18 protein-coding genes and 1 pseudogene are annotated in these 19,608 nt (G+C 69.4%); 2 read left to right on the top strand and 17 right to left on the bottom strand.

Going from position 1 to position 19,608, the window contains the following annotated elements; translation table 11 throughout:
- Positions 1 to 617: 617 nt before the first annotated feature.
- The gene (locus KBX34_RS07375) at positions 618 to 1,397 is read right to left on the bottom strand and encodes a transposase family protein (RefSeq protein ID WP_210924018.1); all 780 of its coding nucleotides are present in this window, start codon (positions 1,395 to 1,397) and stop codon (positions 618 to 620) included.
- A gap of 477 nt (positions 1,398 to 1,874) precedes the next feature.
- Between KBX34_RS07375 and KBX34_RS07370 the strand changes: the two genes are divergently transcribed.
- Both KBX34_RS07370 and KBX34_RS34395 read left to right on the top strand, forming a co-directional pair.
- Positions 1,875 to 2,087, top strand: coding sequence for a hypothetical protein (locus KBX34_RS07370; RefSeq protein ID WP_247671531.1), 213 nt, complete (start codon positions 1,875 to 1,877; stop codon positions 2,085 to 2,087).
- Between the two features lie 394 nt (positions 2,088 to 2,481).
- Positions 2,482 to 2,715: pseudogene (locus KBX34_RS34395) on the top strand (zinc ribbon domain-containing protein); the annotation flags it as partial.
- A 49-nt stretch (positions 2,716 to 2,764) separates the two neighbouring features.
- Here KBX34_RS34395 and KBX34_RS07365 read toward each other — a convergent pair.
- The 16 genes from KBX34_RS07365 to KBX34_RS07290 form a co-directional block, all read right to left on the bottom strand.
- Positions 2,765 to 3,088 (bottom strand): hypothetical protein, encoded by a 324-nt coding sequence (locus KBX34_RS07365; protein WP_210924017.1) that lies wholly within the window; start codon positions 3,086 to 3,088, stop codon positions 2,765 to 2,767.
- 130 nt (positions 3,089 to 3,218) lie between these two features.
- Positions 3,219 to 4,163 carry an aldo/keto reductase family oxidoreductase gene (locus KBX34_RS07360; protein ID WP_210924014.1) on the bottom strand — a complete coding sequence of 315 codons (945 nt, stop codon included), beginning with the start codon at positions 4,161 to 4,163 and terminating at the stop codon, positions 3,219 to 3,221.
- A 34-nt stretch (positions 4,164 to 4,197) separates the two neighbouring features.
- Positions 4,198 to 5,691, bottom strand: coding sequence for a GMC family oxidoreductase (locus KBX34_RS07355; protein WP_210924012.1), 1,494 nt, complete (start codon positions 5,689 to 5,691; stop codon positions 4,198 to 4,200).
- On the bottom strand, positions 5,688 to 6,629 hold the full coding sequence (locus tag KBX34_RS07350) for an adenosine kinase (RefSeq protein WP_210924010.1): 942 nt from the start codon (positions 6,627 to 6,629) through the stop codon (positions 5,688 to 5,690). The genes KBX34_RS07355 and KBX34_RS07350 overlap by 4 nt, the downstream gene beginning before the upstream one ends.
- A gap of 341 nt (positions 6,630 to 6,970) precedes the next feature.
- Positions 6,971 to 7,828, bottom strand: a complete 858-nt coding sequence (locus KBX34_RS07345; protein WP_307871345.1) for a Cof-type HAD-IIB family hydrolase — start codon at positions 7,826 to 7,828, stop codon at positions 6,971 to 6,973.
- Positions 7,825 to 8,328 (bottom strand): NUDIX hydrolase, encoded by a 504-nt coding sequence (locus KBX34_RS07340; protein WP_247671530.1) that lies wholly within the window; start codon positions 8,326 to 8,328, stop codon positions 7,825 to 7,827. The genes KBX34_RS07345 and KBX34_RS07340 overlap by 4 nt, the downstream gene beginning before the upstream one ends.
- 50 nt (positions 8,329 to 8,378) lie before the next feature.
- The gene (locus tag KBX34_RS07335) at positions 8,379 to 9,257 is read right to left on the bottom strand and encodes a sugar nucleotide-binding protein (protein ID WP_210924006.1); all 879 of its coding nucleotides are present in this window, start codon (positions 9,255 to 9,257) and stop codon (positions 8,379 to 8,381) included.
- A gap of 17 nt (positions 9,258 to 9,274) precedes the next feature.
- On the bottom strand, positions 9,275 to 10,303 hold the full coding sequence (locus tag KBX34_RS07330) for an ROK family protein (protein ID WP_210924004.1): 1,029 nt from the start codon (positions 10,301 to 10,303) through the stop codon (positions 9,275 to 9,277).
- The gene (locus KBX34_RS07325) at positions 10,300 to 11,412 is read right to left on the bottom strand and encodes a sugar phosphate nucleotidyltransferase (RefSeq protein WP_210924002.1); all 1,113 of its coding nucleotides are present in this window, start codon (positions 11,410 to 11,412) and stop codon (positions 10,300 to 10,302) included. The genes KBX34_RS07330 and KBX34_RS07325 overlap by 4 nt, the downstream gene beginning before the upstream one ends.
- Positions 11,405 to 13,504 (bottom strand): glycosyltransferase, encoded by a 2,100-nt coding sequence (locus KBX34_RS07320; protein ID WP_210924001.1) that lies wholly within the window; start codon positions 13,502 to 13,504, stop codon positions 11,405 to 11,407. Before KBX34_RS07320 ends, KBX34_RS07325 begins: the two co-directional genes overlap by 8 nt.
- A 159-nt stretch (positions 13,505 to 13,663) precedes the next feature.
- The gene (locus KBX34_RS07315) at positions 13,664 to 14,467 is read right to left on the bottom strand and encodes an ABC transporter permease (protein WP_210924000.1); all 804 of its coding nucleotides are present in this window, start codon (positions 14,465 to 14,467) and stop codon (positions 13,664 to 13,666) included.
- Complete coding sequence (locus KBX34_RS07310; RefSeq protein WP_210923999.1) at positions 14,464 to 15,267, bottom strand: ABC-2 family transporter protein; 804 nt, start codon at positions 15,265 to 15,267, stop codon at positions 14,464 to 14,466. Before KBX34_RS07310 ends, KBX34_RS07315 begins: the two co-directional genes overlap by 4 nt.
- Complete coding sequence (locus tag KBX34_RS07305; protein WP_210923998.1) at positions 15,264 to 16,292, bottom strand: ATP-binding cassette domain-containing protein; 1,029 nt, start codon at positions 16,290 to 16,292, stop codon at positions 15,264 to 15,266. Before KBX34_RS07305 ends, KBX34_RS07310 begins: the two co-directional genes overlap by 4 nt.
- Positions 16,289 to 17,590, bottom strand: coding sequence for an aspartate aminotransferase family protein (locus tag KBX34_RS07300; RefSeq protein ID WP_210923997.1), 1,302 nt, complete (start codon positions 17,588 to 17,590; stop codon positions 16,289 to 16,291). Before KBX34_RS07300 ends, KBX34_RS07305 begins: the two co-directional genes overlap by 4 nt.
- Entirely contained in the window at positions 17,587 to 17,949 is a 363-nt protein-coding gene (locus tag KBX34_RS07295) for a cupin domain-containing protein (RefSeq protein ID WP_210923996.1), read from the bottom strand. The genes KBX34_RS07300 and KBX34_RS07295 overlap by 4 nt, the downstream gene beginning before the upstream one ends.
- Positions 17,946 to 19,136, bottom strand: coding sequence for a sedoheptulose 7-phosphate cyclase (locus KBX34_RS07290; RefSeq protein ID WP_210923995.1), 1,191 nt, complete (start codon positions 19,134 to 19,136; stop codon positions 17,946 to 17,948). Before KBX34_RS07290 ends, KBX34_RS07295 begins: the two co-directional genes overlap by 4 nt.
- Positions 19,137 to 19,608 lie beyond the last annotated feature (472 nt).

Raw genomic sequence — 19,608 nt, 5'->3', positions numbered from 1 at the left:
CGCACCGACTCTGACCTGCGGCAACGTGGAGCCGCAGGCAGGGGTGGGTGCAGTTGAGCGCCGTTCGATGCCGTTGGACGCAGTTCAAGGCCGTTCAGGGCACCCTGCTGCTCCCCCTGAACCGGGCTCGCAGCGGGATGCGAAGCGATCGTGAGCCGGCGGCCCAGTACTTTGGCTGGCACCAGCGCTGGCTCCCGCAGCCGCATCGGTCGATCGGGGAGCAGACTCACGGGCCTTGTCAGCGGTCAGATGCACGCACCGTCTCGACAGCCCAGGCGTCGTTGTCGCTCACAGCAGCCGAGCCTAGGCGGGTAGCCGAGGGCCGAGTACTTTCTCAAGAGCAGATGCCAAGACGTGAACCGAGGGCTGGCCGCTGTCATCCGGCACCTGCTCCAACTCTTCTGCTAGGGCTTGAAAGAGCGTCTCCGGTGTCAGGGCAGTCCATAGCTGAGGACTGTCGTAGGCCGAATCACGCAGGTTCCACAGAGCGTCGACGAGTTGTCGCCTCGTATCCGCCGCACCAAGCCTTCGCAGTCGGAGGTCTAGATCGTCCATCGGGCGATGCTAAGGGATGTCTCGTAACTGGGTGAAGGCGTTGCCCGGTAGCGGACCAGCGGTCAGCCGGCGAGGATGATGTTGTGGAGGTTGGCGATGCCGGAGGCGGCGTCGGTCAATGTGTGGGCGGCGCGGCGGTAGTCGCGCAGGATCTTGAAGCACTTCATCCTGGCCAGTGCATGTTCAACCCCCGGGCGGACGGTCCGGTGTTCGACGTTGAGGGCTTCATTCCAGGCGGGCAGGGTGCTGCCGTCGACGGGCTTGCGATACGGCATGAGCACCTCCGGGTTGCCGCGGTAGCCGCCGTCGGCCATCACCGGCCGCCCGTCCAACTTCTCAGCGATACCCGAGGTGCGGTAGACGATCGTGTCGATGCGGTTGCCGGGCTGCGGGTCGCCGACGGCGATCACCAAGCGGGTGGAGGCGCCGATGGCGACCTGCAAGTTCGTCGAGTACCGGTAGTTTTTGCTCCGGGCGGCCAGCCGGTGATCGCGGGTCAGGACCAGCGTCCCGTCGACGATCGCGATCTGCTCGACCGGCCGTTTGCGCACCGGCGCTAGGGCCAGTAGCGGCGCAAGGGTGTCGAAGACCCGGTGCGCCGCGGAATGCGACACCCCGAAGAGCGGGCCGATCTGGCGCATCGTCAGGTTCGTGCGCCAGTACGCGGCGACCAGCAGCACCCGATCCGGCAGGTCGAGAGCCCACTGCCGGCCCGGCCGGCCGTCGGCGACGCCGTCACCGCCACGCTCGGCGACCAGCCGGACCAGCCTGCGGAACTGCGCGGGCTGCAACCCAGTGAACGGAAAGATCCACTCCGAGCGAGCTGCCGTGATCACCTGCACCCCCGGCATCCTGCCCGACCATCCTTAACGGATAGACGCCAGGGTTACGAGACATCCCTTAGCCTGTTTATTTGGGGGTGTAATAGACCGTCATGTTCGGCCAAGTTCCGTAATCATTCACTTCGTCGTCACTGTAGGTAATGCCAAGGATCTCCACTCCGACACCTTCATGCAAGCCTTCTAAAGAATTCGCTAGATGCCTTAGAAGGTTCGGGACATCACCTTGACCCTCACCCGCGGGTAGACCAAGCGAGTAATACTTGCATGTCCAATCACCCTGCTGCCCTGGCACGCCGACCCACCTTTCGCCAGTCCGAACACTCAAGATAAAGCGGGATTAAAGAAGCAGGCAACAACACATAGGATGATAGCACCTAATGTTACAATCGCTCCTCCCACGGCAGCTGCTCCCTGCGAGCTGGGTGCCTGGAAATTCACGCCCTCTCCAGTGGAATCCCGCTCCTCCCCTCGCTTTCCATGCCGGCGGAGGAGGCGGTCGCATTCGAGGACACCGCGCACGGCATGGCGGCGGCGCACGCGGCCGGGCTGCGGTGCGTGGCAGTGCCGAACCCGCATGCGGACGGCGCCCACTTCACGGCCGCGGACCTGCTGCTGCTGCCCAGTGCCGCGGAGCTGTCCCTGGACGCGGTCCTGGCGGGACTGGCCCGGCGCGTCGGCAGTTTCCGGTGAGCGGGAGCCGGCGCAGACGCCCGTTCAGTGTGTCGGTGGTTGCCGGGTCGCCGGACTCAACTCGACATGTGCGGACGCCGTTCTACTGCCTCATCGCGCCGTGCTCCGCGACGCTGACCCGGCCGATAAGGCCGAGGTCTACCGGCAACTCGGTCTCCGGCTGAACTACCAGCCTGGAACGCAAACGGTGCGCGCTGCAGTCGATCTCAGCACGCACCGTGGAGCAAATATCTGGTGTCCGAGGGGGGATTCGAACTCTTGTACGCATCATTTGTGCACCATTGTGGGTGCGCATGCTCATAGGTTACGGCATGGCCAGGATTGGTTCAACCGCGGCCCACTCGACGCCGCCGATGATCTCCTCGGCCAGTCGGAGGCACGCCGCTGGAACCTGATGCAACAGTGGGTGATTTCCCGGGGCATCGCGCATCCGCCGCTGGTCAGCGAGCACGACTTCGTCGCCGCCCAACAGGCCAACGCCCTGCCCGCACCGGCCGACGGCTCGAGCGGACGCTACCTGCTCACCGGGCTGATCCGCTGCCAGGAATGCGGACGGATCCTCGACGCCCACTGGGTCAACAAGCACGCCGCCTACCGCTGCCGCCACGGCCACCGCACCGCCTCAACAGGTGACGCGCCCCGGCCGCGCAACGTCTACATCCACGAAGCCAAAGCGATCACACAACTCGCGGGTCCGCGATGTCGTCCCAATCGGGTCCGTGCATCCAGAGGTTCTGCGCGGCTTCTCGCAACAGCGCCGGCTCATCGGGTCGCTGCAGAAGAACCAGTCGATACGCTAGATTCCGCACCCAGACCGGCAAGAGGCCGTCAATCAGGTGTGGGCACAGCTCGCGCAGCATGGCGAGGATCGACTCCGCGTCCGCGAAGGTGAGTTCCTCGATGAAGTAGGACTCCTCGTGATCAGCGCTGCATCGCGACGAAGTGGGTCGATACTCGTCGCCATAGAGGCACCGAGCATGCTCCGTCAGGGTGCTATGCATGCCACGAATCCTACGACGCCATGGGACGTCCTATAACGCTTCCAACCGGCGCTGTTGGTTGGAGCTGACGGATTCCAACCCCGTACACTTTCGACTTCGATAGATCATCCGCAACCGGATGGATCGCCGACTACGGCAGTGCGGCTCCCCGAGCGGTAACCCACAGCCGGTACCACTCCTCGTGGGTGAGTTCGGGCTCCCGCCTGACGGCGTCGGCGCAGGCGCCGATGCGCTCCGGGCGGGTAGTGCCGACGACCGGAGCGACCCGGGCCGGGTGACCCTGCAACCACCACAGCAGGACGGCCTCCGGCGTGGTCCGCTTTGCCTCGGCGAGCTCGACCAGCATCCGGGTGGCCTTCCCCTCGGCCTCGGTTTCGGCTCGCCCGGTGAAGCGTCCCTGCGCCAGGGCACCCCATGCCTGCACTCGGATCCGCTCGGAGACGCAATACTGCACCGTACCCAGGGGGAACCCAGTGGCGGTGGTGGTGTTGACCAACACCTCCGCCTCGACCCAGTTCCGCTTGTGCAGGCTCATTTCCAGTTGGTTCACGACGAGCGGTTGGTCGAGCCGAGACTGCAGGTGAGCTATCTGTGCGGCGCTCATGTTGGACACCCCGAACTGGCGTACCAAGCCCTGTTCGTGCAGCGACCCGAAGGCCTCGGCGATCTCGTCGGGATCGACCAGCGGGTCGGGCCGATGCAGCAGCAGAACGTCAAGCACGTCGGTGCGTAGCCGGGTGAGGCTCTTCTCCACCGAACGCACGATGTGCGGGCCGCGCAGATCATAGTGACCAGGGTGGCCACCGTCGGGTAGGCGGATGCCGCACTTGCTCTGCAGCACGACGCGCTCGCGCAGGCCGGGCGTGCGGGCCAGGACCTCACCGAAGACCGCCTCGGACTTACCGCGCCGGTAGATGTCGGCATGGTCGAAGGCGGTGATGCCAGCGTCCAACGCGGCGACCACCGCGGCCTCGGCCTCCTCGATCTCGCGCGGGCCGTACGGGGAATCGTCCCAGTCACCGCCCAGGCCCATGCATCCGTAGAGCAGGCGGAAGTTACGCACGTCGGTGTTCATTTCAGGTCCCCCGTGGATCGGATCGGACACCGTCTCAGCTCCTCAGCTCGTCGGCCAGCATCTCGGCGATGGCCAGCACTGGCAACTGGGTGTTGGCAGCCGGCACGGTCGGCATGATGGAGGCGTCCACCACGCGCAGGTTCGAGACTCCCCGCACCCGGGCGTCGGGGGTCACCACCGTTGTCACGTCGTCCTGGCCGCCCATCGCGCAGGTACCCACCGGGTGCCAGTAGGTGCCCGCCAGGGTCCGGAGCATGCCGTCGGTGAGGTCCCGGCCGGGCCGGCCGATCACCGGCCCCGCTAGTGCGCTCAGCGGTGCCGTGGCGGCCAGATCCGCGACCAGATCCAGCCCGTGGCGCAGGGCCCTGAGGTCGTGGCCGTCCTCGTCGGACAGGAACGCAGGATTGATCTCCGGCTCGTCGGCGGGATCAGCGGACCGCAGTTTCACCCGGCCGCGACTGACCGGCTTCATCAGGAAGGCCGAGATGCCGGCCTCGTACTGCCATGGTGGAAGCTTGCCGAACAGTGGTGGCCCGGCCGTTGGCAGTAGGTGCAGGTCCCATGCCCCGTCCGGGCAGCGCGGGCTCGCAGCGCGGACCAGCACCCGGCTGACATACAGGTCGCCGGGCCTGTCCTTGGCCGCCAGTCCCGCGTTCAGCTCCGGGGTGGGCGGCAGCGGAACGAACACCCCCGGCTGGTCGGTGAGGTTCGCGCCGACACCTGGCAGGTCGACCTCCACGCGCACTCCCACCTCGGACAGGTGGATCGCGGGTCCGATTCCACTGCGCATGAGCACCGCCGGCGAGCCGAAGGTACCGCAGGCGAGCAGGTACTCGCCGGCTACCAGCGTGACGCCCTGTCCGTTCACCTCGACCTCCGCGCCGCAGACCCGGCCGGCGCGGACGACCAACCGATTTACCGTGCTCCCGGCGAGGATCGTCAGGTTCGGCCGAGACCTGACTGTCTGATCGAGGTAGCCGAAGGCGACGTTGCGGCGCAGGCCTTCGGCGGCGTTTAGCAGCGGCATGCCGTAGCCGGGGCCACCCGGGACGGCCATGTCCACCTCTTGCCAGCCCAGGTCGGCAGCGCCGGCGAGTGCGGCACGGCTCCACGGCGACAATTCCTGCTGAGGCACGGGGGCCAACTGCATCTGCGCGATCGCCCGGCGGCGGAACCGGTCCAAACCAGACGCCGACCAACTCGGGCCGCCCGCCCGTGCCCACTCGGCGTGGTCGGCGTCGGAACCCCACGTGTTCCAGCAGCCGTTGATGCACGAGGAGCCGCCAAGGACCCGGGCGCGGATGCGGAAGGATGCCGCTTGCCGCTCCCACACGTGCTCACGGGGCAGGGCGCGGGCATTGCGCAGCGGTGCGGGCCAGGCCTCCTGGCGAGCGCCATGGTCAGCGCCGGCCTCCACGAGGCAGACGCTGCGGTCGACGTTCTCGCTCAACCGTGCGGCCAGCACACACCCAGCCACCCCGCCGCCGAGGACGACGACGTCGAAGGCGCTGTCGGGCGGGCGGGTCACCGGGGCTGCCGATGGTGGTCCGCGCCGACCGGCGGGGTCGCCAACTCGGCGGCTCGGGCAAGCAGTGCGGCGCGATCGATCGCGTCGGCACGTGTCGCCGGCACCGTGCAGGCGTAAGCCCCAGCGATCGCGCCGTACCGACCGCACTGCTGCGGCGGCTCGGCGGCGAGCCAACCGAAGAGAAACGCTGCGGCGAAGGCGTCGCCGGCGCCGTTCGAGTCGAGCACCGGGGCCGGCGGGGTGACCGCCGGGATGTGGGTGATCTCGCCGTCCGCGAGCAGGTAGGTACCTTCCGCTCCGGCGGTGGCCACGACCAGACGGGCCCGGCCCCGCTCCATGATCCGCCGCATGGTCTTCTCCGGGTCCGTCAGCGCGGCGGCGGAGACGAACACCAGATCGGCGCTGTAGGCGAAGGCCTCGTGATAGGGCTCGGCACCGTCCCAGTTGTGCAGGTCGGTGGAGATGGTCAGCCCGGCCTCGCGCAGCGCGGGTATGGCGAAGGCGCACGGGTACGTGATGGACACGTGGGCGTGGCGGCTGGCCGCGGCGAGCATTGCCACCGTCTCAGCAGGCAGTCGGTCGCCCTCGCCCGACCGGCTGCTGTCGTAGAGCGATAGCCGCCGTCCGTCCGGCCCGACAAGGTTCACCGCGCGGCGGGTACCGGCCGGCAGCGGCACATCGGTCAGGGGGATTCCCCGGTCATGGTGCAGGGCGCGGACCAGGTCACCCTCGTGGTCGTCGCCGACGACGTCGATGTGGTGGGTGCGCAGACCCAGCGCGTGCAGGCCCAGGGCAACGAAGTCGCCGGTCTGACCGGCCCGCGTCTCGATCGCCGGCACCATGTAGCTGTCGGCGAAGGGTAGGGGCAGTTGCGGTACGTAGACGATCGTGTCGACGCCGGCCCCTCCCAGGACCAGCACGTCAATCTCAGGGCTCACCGGTGCTCCTTGAAACTCGATTGCGGGATGGTACGTGGCGTTGGCACACCGGGCGTCGAGGTGAACGCGCGGGAGCTGTCCCGAATCAGAATCTCGGCGTTGTTGCTCTCCACCGGAACGGCCGGGTGGAGGCCGAGGTCAGCGGCGCGGCTGTCCGGGTGTCTCCGCGACACCTCGGGGCGCGCGGTGACTGGCAGGCGATCAGCCACGCGCTGTCGGGCGAGGTCCATGGCGGCCTACGAGCTACGCCCGCGCGCGTCGTCGATGTACGCCCGCCAGTGGTGGTAGCAGCAGCCGATGCGCGCTGCGTGGTTGACGTTGCTCAATATCCACTGTCGGCATCATAAGAACAACCGTTCCAGGACCACCGCAACACCGTCCTGCTCGTGATCGACGGTGATCTCGTCGGCGTAGGTGCGCAGTCGGGGGTGCGCATTGCCCATTGCCACCCCCCAGCCCGCCCAGGTCAGCAGCGGAATGTCGTTCGGCATGTCCCCGAAGGCGATCGTCTCGGCCTGGGTGAACCCGATGTGATCGGCTGCCGCAGCCAGTCCGCTGGCCTTGCTCACCCCCGCCGGCAACACCTCGACCAGCGCGGTGCCGGAGTGCGTCACGGCGACCTGCGGAGCGCACTCCCGCTCGGCCAACGCGGTCAACGTGTCGTCGTCGAGGTCAGGGTGCCGCAACAGCACCTTCGCCACCGGCCTCTCCCACAGCTTGCGCTCGTTGGTCACGACCGTCCAGTCCCGCCCCGGCTTGGCAGCGAATCCCGGTGTGGCCAGGAATTGCCCGTCCGGCTTCCCTGACACCACGCCGAACTCGAGCGGGCCGGTCACCTCTCGTAGCCGGCGCAGCGCCGATACCAGAACCTCCGTGTCGTGCAGGCGTGAGGCGAGGACTCGGGCGGTCGCGAAGTCGTACAACTCGGCGCCCTGGCCGCAGACCGCAACGCCGTCGTACGTCACCCCGCCCAGCAGCCGGCGGCAGCCCACCGCCGAGCGGCCGGTGACCACCAGGTGCAGGACGCCAGCGGCCCGTATTCGGCCTAGCACGGCCTGGGTGCGCGGCGAGATGGTGAGGTCCCGGCGCAGCAGGGTGCCGTCGAGGTCAGTGGCGACCACCCGGAACGGTGGTGCCCCGGGGTCACCTGCCACCCACCCGTGCGGTCGGTCCGCGGCTTCGCGGCCCAGGTGGCTCACCGCCCCTCACCCCTACGATCGTGCAGGTCCAGTAGTGCCAACGCCGCCAGGGTCGCCGAGTCGGTGATCCGGCCCGCGGCGATGAGGTCCTGACAGTCGTTCCGGTCGAACCAGTCCTGCCGCATGTCGGACTCGGTGGTTTCCCGGGCCGGCTCGCCCGCGCGCAACCCCTCGGCGAGGAACACGTGACAGCTCTGTGTCGAGTAGCCGTATGCCACGTGCACCCGTCCGAGGGATACAAGCGTCGTTGCGGACAGTCCGGTCTCCTCTCGCAGTTCGTGGTGGGCCAACTCGACCGCCGCCCGCCCGTTGGTGCCCTCGGGCCACGACCCCTGTGGGAACTCCCAGTACCGCCCGCCCACTGGGTACCGGTACTGCTCTACCAAGTGCAGCCGATCCCCGTCGCGTGGGACGATCAACGCGTAGTCGGGCTTGTCCACCACGCCGTAGAAACCCGTGCTGCCGTTGGCATGTCGCACCTCGTCCTCCCGAACGATCATCCATCGGTTGCGGTACACGACACGGGAGCCGGTGCCGGTGACCCGGCCGCTCACGCCGCCGCCCCCACCGACGCGACCAACCCCGCATCGACGTCGCGCACCGTAAGCCCCCATCTGTCGAGCAGATCGGGTAGGAGCACGCTGGTCAGGCACGAGTTCACCGGACGGCAGGCGTACCGGCTGGACTCCTTCGGCTCCACCTTCACCATTGACCCCGTCGCGCCGACCCGGTCTGCTATCGCGTACGCCCAGTCGACGCGGCTGATCCGGCGCGGTCCGCCCAGATGCAGCAGCGGCGGTGCGCCACCGAGCGCGGCGACGGTGACCGCGGCGACGTCGTCCACGTGCACCGGGGTGGTCCACTGCCGGTCCGGCACCGTCACGGATCGGCCGGCGCGCAGCGCCTGGGCGCAGTGGGCGACGAAGTTTGGCCGCCGCCCGGGGGCGGGCGACTCGGGGCCGTAGATCAGGCTCACTCGCAGTACGGTGCTGTCGCCGTGCTCCCACGACGCCCGCTCGGCGGCCAACTTCGCCCGGCCGTAGGCGTTGGCCGCGGCGGGCCGGGCCGTCTCATCGTAGCCGGGCACCCCGCCGTCGAAGACGTTGTCGGTGGAGATCTGTACCAGCCGGGCGTCTCGCGCCGTCCGCACCAGATTTTCCGTGCTGCCCAGGTGCGCCTGTCGTGCCTCGTCCGGATGCTCCTCGCACCAGGTGACGTCAGAGGGACCGTGCACGGCTACCACGCCGTCCGGACGGATGTCGCGCATCACGGCGGCGCAGGCGTCAGCGTCGGTGACGTCGAGTTCGACCCAGGCCGCCACCCCGGCCGGGCGGTGCCGAGAGGCCAACACGGCCTGGTTACCGCCGGCCACGACGGCCCCGGCCACCGTACGGCCGACGAATCCGCTGCCAACGACGAGAACACGCATCTTCTCCTCCTTCGCTATCAGTGACCCGCCAGCGCCAGCGGGGTGCTCCCGGAGAGCTGGACGTCCATCAACCGACCCGCCCCGATCAGGCCATGGTCGTCGTCCGGCTCACCGAGCAGGACCATCCGGTCGATCGCGGCCCGATCGAGACCGAAGCAACCGGCCGCCGCGAGTGCCTCACGCAGCAGGTCGACGAAGGGCTCCCCAACGGCTTGGGCGAACCCGCCGATCAGCACGTACCGGCGGACCCCGATCGCGGTGAACACTCCGGTGATCGCGGTCGCCAGGTGACGCAGCCCGGACCGGAGCACCTCGAGGGCGAACGCATCTCCTGCACGGATCGCGGCTACCAGCGCGGTGTTGTCGATGGCCTCCGCAGGACCGACCCGGGCCAGGACGGAGGTGGCGAAGGCGCAGGGGTCCGCAGCCGCCGCCCGGCGAGCGGCTGCCTGCATCGCCCGTCCCGAGGCCAGTGCGCCGAGATGTCCGCGCTGCCCACAGTCGCAGATCGGGGCGTCTGACGCGGGATCGACCCGCCAGTGGCCCAGCTCGCCGCCGTGGCCGTCGGGGTCCACAAGCACCCTGTCACCCCAGACGACCTTGTTGCCGATGCCCGAGCTGACCGTGATGAGGCAGAACGGCGCGGGGATGGTGTCGCGGTAGCGCCAGGACGCCGCAGTGAGGTCGTTGACCACGGAGACCGGCACGCCCAGCCGGGCCCTGACCAGCTCGCCCACCGGCATCGGCGGTCCACCCGCGCCGAAGATGGTCGGGGCAGCGAGTGCCGCGCCGGTCGTGGTCATCGGCCCGGCGAACGCCACCGACACCGCGCCCGCCCCGTGTGCCCGCAGCTGAGCCCCGGCAACCTCGACAATCTGGGTGACCACCCGCTCGTGCAGATCGGTGACCGGCGCCAACGGGTACCTACCGATCCCCTCCGTCGGCACCCGGCTGATCCCGCGCAGCGTCCTCGTGACCCGGTCGAAGCATGCCGACCGCAATGTCGTCCCGCCGACATCGAGCACCACGACCGACGGCCCGCTCAACGGCCGGCTCCCGTCACGACCGGGGGCGGGGGGACGCCCTGCACGAAGCCGTCCTCGCAGACGATGACCGAGTCCAGCCGGGCGCCGGCGGCCACCTGCGCACCTGGCAGCAGCACGGAGCGGGTGACGTGCGCCCCGGCCCCCACTCTCGCCCCGGGGAAGACGACACTCTCCTCGACCAGCCCGGCGTTGACCAGGCCAACCGGGACGACGCTGCGCCGCACCCCGGAACCGTCCCTGACGAGTGCACGCGACACGGCCGGAGCGACGGTGCGGGGCATGGTGTCCAGGTCAGGGCGGGCCGCCACGCTCGGGTCGACCATTCCCAGGTGGGCGCTGTGGTACCGCTCCACGGTGCCGATGTCCGCCCAGTAGCCCTGCACCGGGTAACCCTCGATCCGCTCCCCCGCCGCGAGCATCGCCGGGATCACGTCCCGGCTGATGTCGTGCTGCCAGTCGGTGCCGTCGAGTTGCTCCAGGTACCGGTGCAGCACGGCCGCGTCGAAGAGGCAGAACGCAGAGAAGACGAGGTCGCTGGTGACAATGGACGGCTTCTCCACGAACCGGGTGAGCCGGCCCACCGAATCGAGCTCGACCATGCCGAACAGGTGGACGTAGCGGGGGTCGATCCGCTGGTAGGCCAGGGTCAGGGAGGCCCCGCTGGCCCGGTGTTGGGCGATCATTGGCCGGTAGTCAAAGCGATACACGTGGTCGGAGTGCTGGACCAGGACGTCCCGTACGCCCGGCTCGAAGATGTAGCGGGCCTTACGGATCAGGGCGTCCGCCGTTCCCCGCTCCGGCGGAGCGTCCGAGCCGGGCAGCGGGCCGGGAACACCGTCGCGGTACCACTCGTCCCACGGACCGAAGTGCACCCGGAAGTCCCGCCGCCACCAGGTGCGGCGCAGGTCGTCCATGAGCCGCCGCTCCTCGTACTGCGACAGCAGCACCACCAGCGGCAGGCTGGACGCGGCGGCGTTGGCCAGGCTGAAGTCGATCAGGCGGCAGGACCCGCCGAACGGAATCAGCGGCTTGAGCCGGCCCTGGCCCAGCCGGCCCATCCGGCGTCCCTCGCCGCCGGCGAGCAGCACCGCGCGTACCTCGTCAGGCATGGCCGACCACGTCCCACGTAGCGCGACCTGAGGCGAGGGTGAGCAGCACGTGCAGCGGGGACGTCGTCCCGGCCGGCAGGGCCACCTCGAATCCGTCGTCGGAGCGGGCCATCGGCAGCACGGTGGTCGGGGCGCGCAGGTCGTCGGGGTCGCCAGGTAGGACCAGTTCGGCGCGGACCACGTGCGGCATCTGGTGCCGCAGGCGTCCCACGCTCAGCTCGTAGCGTTCGCGGAGCCGGGTCGACAGGTGGGGCCGGCCCTCGGCGGTACGCGCGCAGGCCGCGGTGTCGGCCCGCGCCCATGCGGCCTCGAAGAGCTGGCGCGCCGCCTCGTCGTCGACCGGCCGGCAACGCCCGTACGCCTCGATGTTGCCGCGGCGCAGCGCAGCCTCCGCGACGGCCTCCCGGTGGTCCGTCCACGCGGTCTCCGGGAGCAGGTCAAACCAGCCGTGCTCGAGGATCCGTTCGACGGGGAGCTCAGGCAGGACACCTCCCTGGAGGGCGGTGAAGGTGGCCAGCTGCCGTTCGGCGCATCGGTCCCAGGTGAACGCGCGGGCTGTCGCGGCGGCGTTCGCTGACATCGCGGCGTAGCGTTCTGGATCCTCGCGGAGCAGCCGAACGGCGGCATGCATCCGGTCAACCAGCGCGTCGACCAGCAGCGGGTCGTCCTCGGCGAACGACCGATTGACGGCGAAGCCCGTGGCGCCCGGCGGCAGCGGCCCGGTCAGCGGGTCCGGCACGTGCCCGAAATGCGCCATGCCCTCCTGGGCGGTGGCGATGGGAACCGCCCCGCAGGCCATCGCCTCCCCCATGGCGATGAGGAAGGTGTCCATCTCGAACTTCGACGGGAAGAGACAGAAGTCGGCGCTGGAGGCGTACTCGACGATGCGTTTGTCGTCGACTCGGTGCCACTCCAGATGAATTCGGCCGGGGTGCCGGGCGGCGACCTCGTGGAACAGCGGATCGTCGATGCCCGCGTCACTGATGCAGCGGACGATGATGTTGGCGGCAAGCCCTTCGGTCAGCGCCCGGTCCACCGCCCGGATCAGCTCCACCTGACCCTTGTGGTGCACCGCGTAGCGGGCGTTGTGAAAGAAGGTCGGCAGAGCCGGATCGAGGCCGAGGCCGGCCAGCACCGACGTCCGGTCGACATCCGGCCGGGCTCCGGTCCAGGCTTCGCCGATGGCGCAGCCACCGACCACCTGCTTCGCCGCGTGTCGCTGGACCGTCTCCGCAGCCGGGAGCGTGGCGAAGACCTGCTCGAATGGGGTGTTGGCGAAGTCGCTGTAGAACCGCCGGTGCCCCGGGGAGAGGAAGTCGATCCGGTCGGCGTGCTCGGCGACCAGGTCGTAGATGCGGACGTGGTCGTCGGGGTACGCATAGTGCAGGTGGGTGCGCTGCTGGTACTGGATCATGGGCGCCAGGGATCGGTCGGGCGCCGGGTCTGGTGGAGGCAGCTCCAACCTCGTGTCGAGGAAGTCCAGCAGGCGACTCACGAGGGGTTGGTACTCCGACTTGCCGATCGGCATGTTGCTCTGCACGGTGCTGACCACCTGCTTGTCCGGATCGGCACGGAATGCCGCGGGCATCAGGTAGTGGTAGTACGGCTCGTGGGCGTGCACCACGGCCCGCTCCCCGGCGAAGAACTGGCGGATGAACCGGACGCTGTCCACCTGGTACGCGATGGGCTTGAAGAAGACCAGGTCCCGCCCCTTCGTGTGGTACGACGGGTAGAAGCTGTCCGGCAGGCTGTCGAGCAGCTCGTTGGAGAGGAAGTACAGGTCCACCCCGTCCAGGGCGAGGTGGTGTGCGGTGGTGGACAGCGGCACGCGAACCTCGTCCGGGAAGCCGTCCCGCCAGACGCGGGGGTCCAGGACCAGCGGCAGTTCGTAGCTGTCGCGGTAGGGCAGGTCTCGAACGTCAGTCAGCTCCCGCAAGTCCGCCAGGCGGCCGTGAGCGGGCGTGACGATGGAGACACGGTGCCCCGCCCGGGCGACGGCTCGGGCCAGATTCCACAGGTAGACCGACGTGCCGCCCTGGATGAAGCGGTGGTCGAAACCGCCGCATTCGAAGTAGGTCTCGATGACGTGCATCAGATCAGATCCCTCCGACGGGAGTGGACGACGGAACGGGCGCGGCGGACCCGGTTCCGGGCGGCGGGCGAGCCGGTCGCGTGGCGCCGCGCGACCGTCGCGGCCCGCACCACGGCCACCGGAACCGGGTACGGCAGCAGCCGGAGAGCGGGGGCACGCTCAGCTGCCCGTCATCTCGAAGCGGTCGACGCCGCGCCGGAACGTGCCGTAGGCAATGGCTGCGGTCAGCACGGTCACCGGAAGCATCCAGACAAGCCCGTCGATGTCGCCGAAGAGCAGGTAGCGGGCCGGGACGTAGGCGGTGAAGGCGAAGGGGAGCAACCAGGTCAGCAGAGCCCGCAACACCGGGTGGTAGAGCCCCATCGGGTAGGACCCGAAGTCGCCGAGCTGGTGCACGGCGGTGACCACGGAGAGGCTGGAGGTGGTCCAGAACGACAGCGAGGCAAAAAATCCCTTCACCGCTGCCTGGATGACCGCGCCGCAGAGCACCAGCGGTAGGAACAGCAGCCACTGCACCGCGCTGAGGTGCAGGTCCATCGACTCTCCGGCGATCACCACGATGGCGATGCCCAGGACCAGCTCACCGAAGCCGTCCGGGTACATGAACCGCTCCGACAGCATGATGTACAGCGGGTTCACCGGCCGGATCAGGTAGCGGTAGAAGTCGCCGGTCCGCACCAGCTGCCAGGCCAGGATCCACAGCTGGTCGGTGAAGAGCCGGTCCAGACCGCGCGGCAGCAGGGAGAACCCGAGCAGGAACAGCGCCTGCTGATAGTTCCAGCCGGCCAGCCCGTCGACGTGTCGGAATACCACGCCGATCAGGGCGATCTGACAGGCCACCCGAATCGCAAAGCTTGCGACGCCGACGAAGAAATCCAACCGATACGCGGTCAGCCGGTGCATGCTCACCCCGGAGAGCACCACGGTCAGCCAGGTGTACCGCCGGATCGTCGACAGGATCATCCGCCAACCACTTCGATCCGACGCAGGGCGCCTCGCCAGGCCAGGGCTGTCACGCCGAGCAGGACGAGCACCCACACGGCCTGGACGGCGAGAATGCCGCCGGCCTCCGCGGCGCTGCGGTACGTGCCGAGCAGCAGCCGTAACGGCCCGTCGATCAGCCCCTGGAACGGCAGGAGACGGATGACCCGGGCCACGTCCTGCGGCAGCAGGCTCAGCGGCACTATCTGGCCGGCCAGGAAGGCCACCCCGGCATTCTTGATCATGCGGATGCCCCAGGTGTTGGTGCTGACGAACGCGGCCAGCCCGACGAGCAGGTTGACCTCGAAGGCGAGCAGCACCGACAGCGCGGCGGCGACGGAGAACAGCAGCACGTTGGCCAATGTCGGCGTGCGCAGCGGGGTGAGCAGCGCGAACGCCAGAAGCACCGGCCCGCCTGCGAGGGCGGCGGTGACCACCGCTGCCGGGAGGTTGGTCACCAGGCAGGTCAGCACGTAGTTGGCTGGTCGTAGCAGCGACACGGCGATGTCGCCGCGGTACACCTCGCCGGCCACGACGTCATCGACTTTGTTGGCGTGGAGCAGGGCGAGCACCTGCGCCAGCACGACGTACGTCGTCAGGCTGGTCAACGCCAGCCCGGGCGGGGTGGACGTGTGGGCGTACACCGCCCGCCAGAGGAACACCTGCAGGGCGGTGCCGGTCGCCGCGGTCACCGCGCTGAGCACGATCGTCGCCCGGTACTGCAGGGCGGCATGTACCCCGGCGAGCGCGATCGGCGCGTACCTGCGCAGGGCCTGCGTCACCGGGCGCCGCCGACGGGGGCCGCCTGGGCCGGGTCGCTGCCGTAGATGCGTCGCAGCACGGTCTCCAGGTCGGCGTCGGGAATGAGGACGTCGGTCAGTTCGAAGGTGTCCAACAGGAACGAGATGACCTGGCGGGCCGACCACCGCCGCACCGGGTACACCACCCTGATCCGGCCCGCCTCGGTCGGGGTGGCGGTCGCCTCCGGCAGCCCGGCCTCGATGCGTCCGACGACCTCCGCCTCACTGGCTGTGCCCGGGACGTACTCAAAAATCACCGCCCGGGTGTCGACCGAGTGCAGCAGTTCCCGCATCGTCCCCTGGTGCACGACGATACCCCGATCGACGACCAACGCCTGGTCGCAGATGCCGGTGATGTCGCCGATGTCGTGGCTGGTGAGCATGACGGTGGTGCCCAGTTCGGCGTTGACGTGATTGATCAAGTCACGGACTGCCTGCTTGAGCATGAGGTCCAGACCGATGGTCGGCTCGTCGAGGAAGACCACGGCCGGATCGTGCAGGAGACACGCCGCGATTTCAGCCCGCATCCGCTGCCCGAGGCTGAGCTGGCGCACCGGCGTGGCGCCGAGGGCATCCAGATCGAGCCGGTCGCGGAAGAGCGCCATGTTGCGGTGGTACACCTCCGGCGGCACCTCGTAGAGGTGGCGGAGGATGCGGAACGAGTCGAGCACGGGTAGGTCCCACCAGAGCTGGCTGCGCTGGCCGAAGACGACGCCGATGCGACGCGCCACGGTGGTGCGCTGTGTGTGCGGGTCGAAGCCGGCGACCCGGGCCAGGCCGGTGGTGGGCCGCATGATTCCAGTCAGCAACTTGATTGTGGTGGACTTTCCGGCGCCGTTGGCACCGATGTACGCCACCTTCGCCCCGGCCGGCACCTCGAACGAAACGTCGTCCACGGCGCGGATCAGCTCGTGGTCGCGGGTCAGCAGGGTGCGCAGGCTGCCCCGCAGGCCGGGGTCGCGCCGAAAACGCTTGAAGTGCTTGCTCAGGTGGTCTGCGACGATCACCGGGTCACCTCTGCCGTCTCGGTGAGCGCCTGGTCGAGCAGGTCGAGGCCTTGGTCCAGCTCGGCGGCGTCCAGGGTGAACGGTGGGGCCAGCCGCAGGATGTTTCCTCCGAGCGCGGTACGCAGGCCCAGGTCAAGAGCGCGCCGGTAGACCGCGCGGGCCAGCTCTGGCGCCGGGGTGCGGGTGGTTCGGTCCCGGACGAACTCCAGTCCCCAGAGCAACCCGAGCCCTCGCACGTCCCCGAGCATTGGGTGCCGATCGTGCAGCGTTGCCAGCCGGGCGGCCAGCACGTCACCGAGGACGCGGACCTGCGTGAGGAGTTGGTCGCGGCGCAGCACGGTCAGGGTGGCCAGGGCGGCGGCGATGCCCAGCGGGTTGCTCGCGAAGGTGGAGGCGGTGGAGCCGGCCCGGTCTATCTCCGGATGGCGCAACACCTCCCGCCGCCCGGCGAGCACCGCGAATGGGAAGCCGGAGGCCATCCCCTTGGCCAGGGTGACCAGGTCCGGTTCGATACCGAGCTGCTCGCTGGCGAGGAAGGTGCCGGTGCGGCCCCCGCCGGTGAGTACCTCGTCCGCGACGAGGAGCACCCCGTTGGCGCGGCACGCGGCGCCGATCCGCTCCCAGTAGCCCGGGGGCGGGACGATCACCCCGGCCGCGCCGAGGACCGGCTCGAAGACCAGCGCCGAGATGTTGGGCTTGTCGGCGATGTGCTTGCGGACGAGGTCGGCGCAACGCACCCCGCAGCTCGGATAGGTCAGCTCCAACGGGCAGCGGTAGCAGTAGGGCGAGTAGCCGAGCACGCTGTTGCCGGCCAGCGACTGGTAGCCGATGTCCCAGTGCACCAGCAGCCTGGCGCCCTGGGTCTTGCCGTGGAAGCCGTACCGCAGCGCGCCGAGGCGGTTGCGGCCCGGCGGGGCGACGGCCGCGACTGCCCGCAGCGCGGCCTCCACCACCTCGGCGCCGGTGGAGAAGTACGCGTAGGTGTCGAGCTCCGCCGGGAGCAGGGCCGCAAGCAGCTCGCACAGCTCGGCTCGATCAGCGGTGGCGAAGTCGTGCACGTTCCACAGCCGGCGGGCCTGCTCGGTGAGGGCGGCGACCACCTCGGGGTGGCAGTGTCCGAGGGACTGGGTGAGGGTGCCCGCGGCGAAGTCCAGGTACCGGTTGCCGTCGGCATCGGTCAGTACCGTACCGACGCCGGAGGTGAAGACCCGCTCGCCGACGGCTGCCTCCTCCGAGGCGCCGGGCGCCAGGTGGGCTGCTTCCCGGGTGAGTAGATCCCGCTGGCGAGAGCCGGTCACGATGGCGTCCCGCCGGTGATCGGGGCGATTTCGAACACCAGCAGGTGCACGTCATCCGACGAGTCGTTGACCAGCCCGTGCACGCCATGCGGTGGGTTGACCACCAGGTCGCCGGCCCGGACGCGAAACTCCGCGGCGCCGCGGCGCATCGTCGCCTCGCCGCGGAGCAGCACGTAGGTCTCCTGGTCGTCGCCGTGCCGGTGCAGGCCGATCGAGCTGCCGGGAGGCACCACGACCAGGTCGATGAAGGCGACGCCGGCGGGGGCGGCGGCCCTGTCGTACGCGCGATACACCCGCAGCTCACCCACTCCGTCGTGGTCGCCGACCGAGGTTCGCATCAGGCTCTCCAGGTTCGTCATTGCGCCACTCCCGTCATCGGCCGGTCCACCGCGTCGCGGGCGAGCGAATCGAGCGCCGCCGCCAGCAGGTCGTCCGGCAGGTCTTTCAGGTCGTCGATGAAGACCGCCGAGCCGACTCTGTCGGGCACCACGAGGTGCAGCCGCCGCCCGCGCCGGTCCCAGGCGGAGTGCAGCGCCGCCCGCATCAGGTCGAGGGTGCAGATCGCGGGGTCGAAGACCGGCAGGCCGAGAGCACACAGCAGGCTCACGATGCGCTGGCACTCCGCCACATCGAGGATGCCCAGCAGCCGGGCGACGTGGCTGGAGATCGCCATGTCGATGGCCACCGACTCCCCGTGGGCGATCCGGTGCCCGCTGGCCACCTCGATGATGGGCCCGAAGGTGTGCCCAAAGTCGACCAGCCGGGCCAGGCTGCGTTCCCGCAGGTTGCCGCAGAGCTCGACGAGCATCAACTCCATCGCCGTGCGCAGCACGTAATCCTCACGCTGCCGGCTCGACACGGTGTCCTGGAACAGCAGGGGGTGCGCGGCCAGGGTGCCGAAGAGCGCCGCGTCCTTGATGACGGCCATCTTGACGATCTCTCCGAGGCCGCAGCGGATCTCGCGTACCGGCAGCGACCGCAGGAAGCCCGGGTCGTTGAGCGACCCGACCGCCGGGTGGTACGCGCCGAGCATGTTCTTCGAGCCGTAGGCGTTGACGCCGGTCTTCACCCCGACGCCGACGTCCACCTGCCCTACCAGCGTGGTGTTGACCTTGACGTAGTCGATGCCCCGGGCGTACATGGCGGCGGCGAAGCCGACCAGGTCCGCGGTGATGCCCCCACCGACGGCAAGCATCACGCCCTGCCGGTCCAGGCGGTGCTTCTTCGCCGTCGCGCAGATCTCCTCGACGGATGCGAGCGTCTTGTGCCGCTCACCGGAGCGGATGCGGTGCATGCTCCAGCTGCCCCTGGCCAGCCGCGCCTCCAGGTACGCCCGCAGACGAGCGCCGTAGAGCCGGTCGACGGTGGGGCCCACGAACACCAGCACCCGCCGGCCGGCGAAGTAGTCGGCCAGTATCGGGTTCGCCGGGGACAGCACGTCGGTGTCGATGTCGACCCGGTACGCGGTGCCCTCCGGGCTGCGCAACGCGAACCCCCGGGCATCGGCAGTGACTCCGGGCTCGCCCGCCGTCTTCGGCGTGATCACAGTGCCCCCCACTTCCGCATGTCGTGGTCGAGATCTCGATGCCGCGGATGCGTCCTGAGACGCCCTGCTCCGGCAGTTGTCATAGCCGCACCGTGGGCAGGTCCGGGTGGCAGCGCGCCGTCGGCCCCCAGGACGCGAGGGGCTGACCGGTCCGGCCTGTGGACCTCGGACCCGTCCTGGTGCCCACCTGGATACCGCAACAACTACCTCTCCCCCGTGTCGTTCGTGGCGGCCATGGCCCCACGGCTCGGTCACCAGTCGCCGACTGGTCCGGTCCACCGTCGTGTCCGCTCCATCCGGTGGGACTCCTCTGCCGGGTCCGCGCCGGGGCTGGCCCGGGCGGCGTGGTGCACGCCGGCACCGCGGTACCGGCGGGTGGGGACCGGGTCACCAGGCGAGGAGTGTGTCCAACCTCGCCGGGACCCTGTCGAACAATTTGCCGAGCTGATTCAGGTCGGCATCAGCCATCACG

The organism is Micromonospora sp. M61, assembly GCF_018070245.1.
Classification (GTDB): Bacteria; Actinomycetota; Actinomycetes; order Mycobacteriales; family Micromonosporaceae; genus Micromonospora; species Micromonospora zamorensis.
The sequence above is the reverse complement of the archived record's forward strand: the minus strand, read 5'-3'. Positions and strand labels throughout refer to the sequence as shown.

What these genes read in the sequence shown, in the direction of transcription:
- KBX34_RS07370 (WP_247671531.1), top strand. Translation starts at nt 1,875, where the DNA reads ATGCCGGCGGAGGAGGCGGTCGCATTCGAGGACACCGCGCACGGCATG.
- KBX34_RS07365 (WP_210924017.1), bottom strand. Translation starts at nt 3,088, where the DNA reads ATGCATAGCACCCTGACGGAGCATGCTCGGTGCCTCTATGGCGACGAG.
- KBX34_RS07360 (WP_210924014.1), bottom strand. Translation starts at nt 4,163, where the DNA reads ATGAACACCGACGTGCGTAACTTCCGCCTGCTCTACGGATGCATGGGC.
- KBX34_RS07340 (WP_247671530.1), bottom strand. Translation starts at nt 8,328, where the DNA reads ATGATCGTTCGGGAGGACGAGGTGCGACATGCCAACGGCAGCACGGGT.
- KBX34_RS07335 (WP_210924006.1), bottom strand. Translation starts at nt 9,257, where the DNA reads ATGCGTGTTCTCGTCGTTGGCAGCGGATTCGTCGGCCGTACGGTGGCC.
- KBX34_RS07325 (WP_210924002.1), bottom strand. Translation starts at nt 11,412, where the DNA reads ATGCCTGACGAGGTACGCGCGGTGCTGCTCGCCGGCGGCGAGGGACGC.
- KBX34_RS07320 (WP_210924001.1), bottom strand. Translation starts at nt 13,504, where the DNA reads ATGCACGTCATCGAGACCTACTTCGAATGCGGCGGTTTCGACCACCGC.
- KBX34_RS07315 (WP_210924000.1), bottom strand. Translation starts at nt 14,467, where the DNA reads ATGATCCTGTCGACGATCCGGCGGTACACCTGGCTGACCGTGGTGCTC.
- KBX34_RS07295 (WP_210923996.1), bottom strand. Translation starts at nt 17,949, where the DNA reads ATGACGAACCTGGAGAGCCTGATGCGAACCTCGGTCGGCGACCACGAC.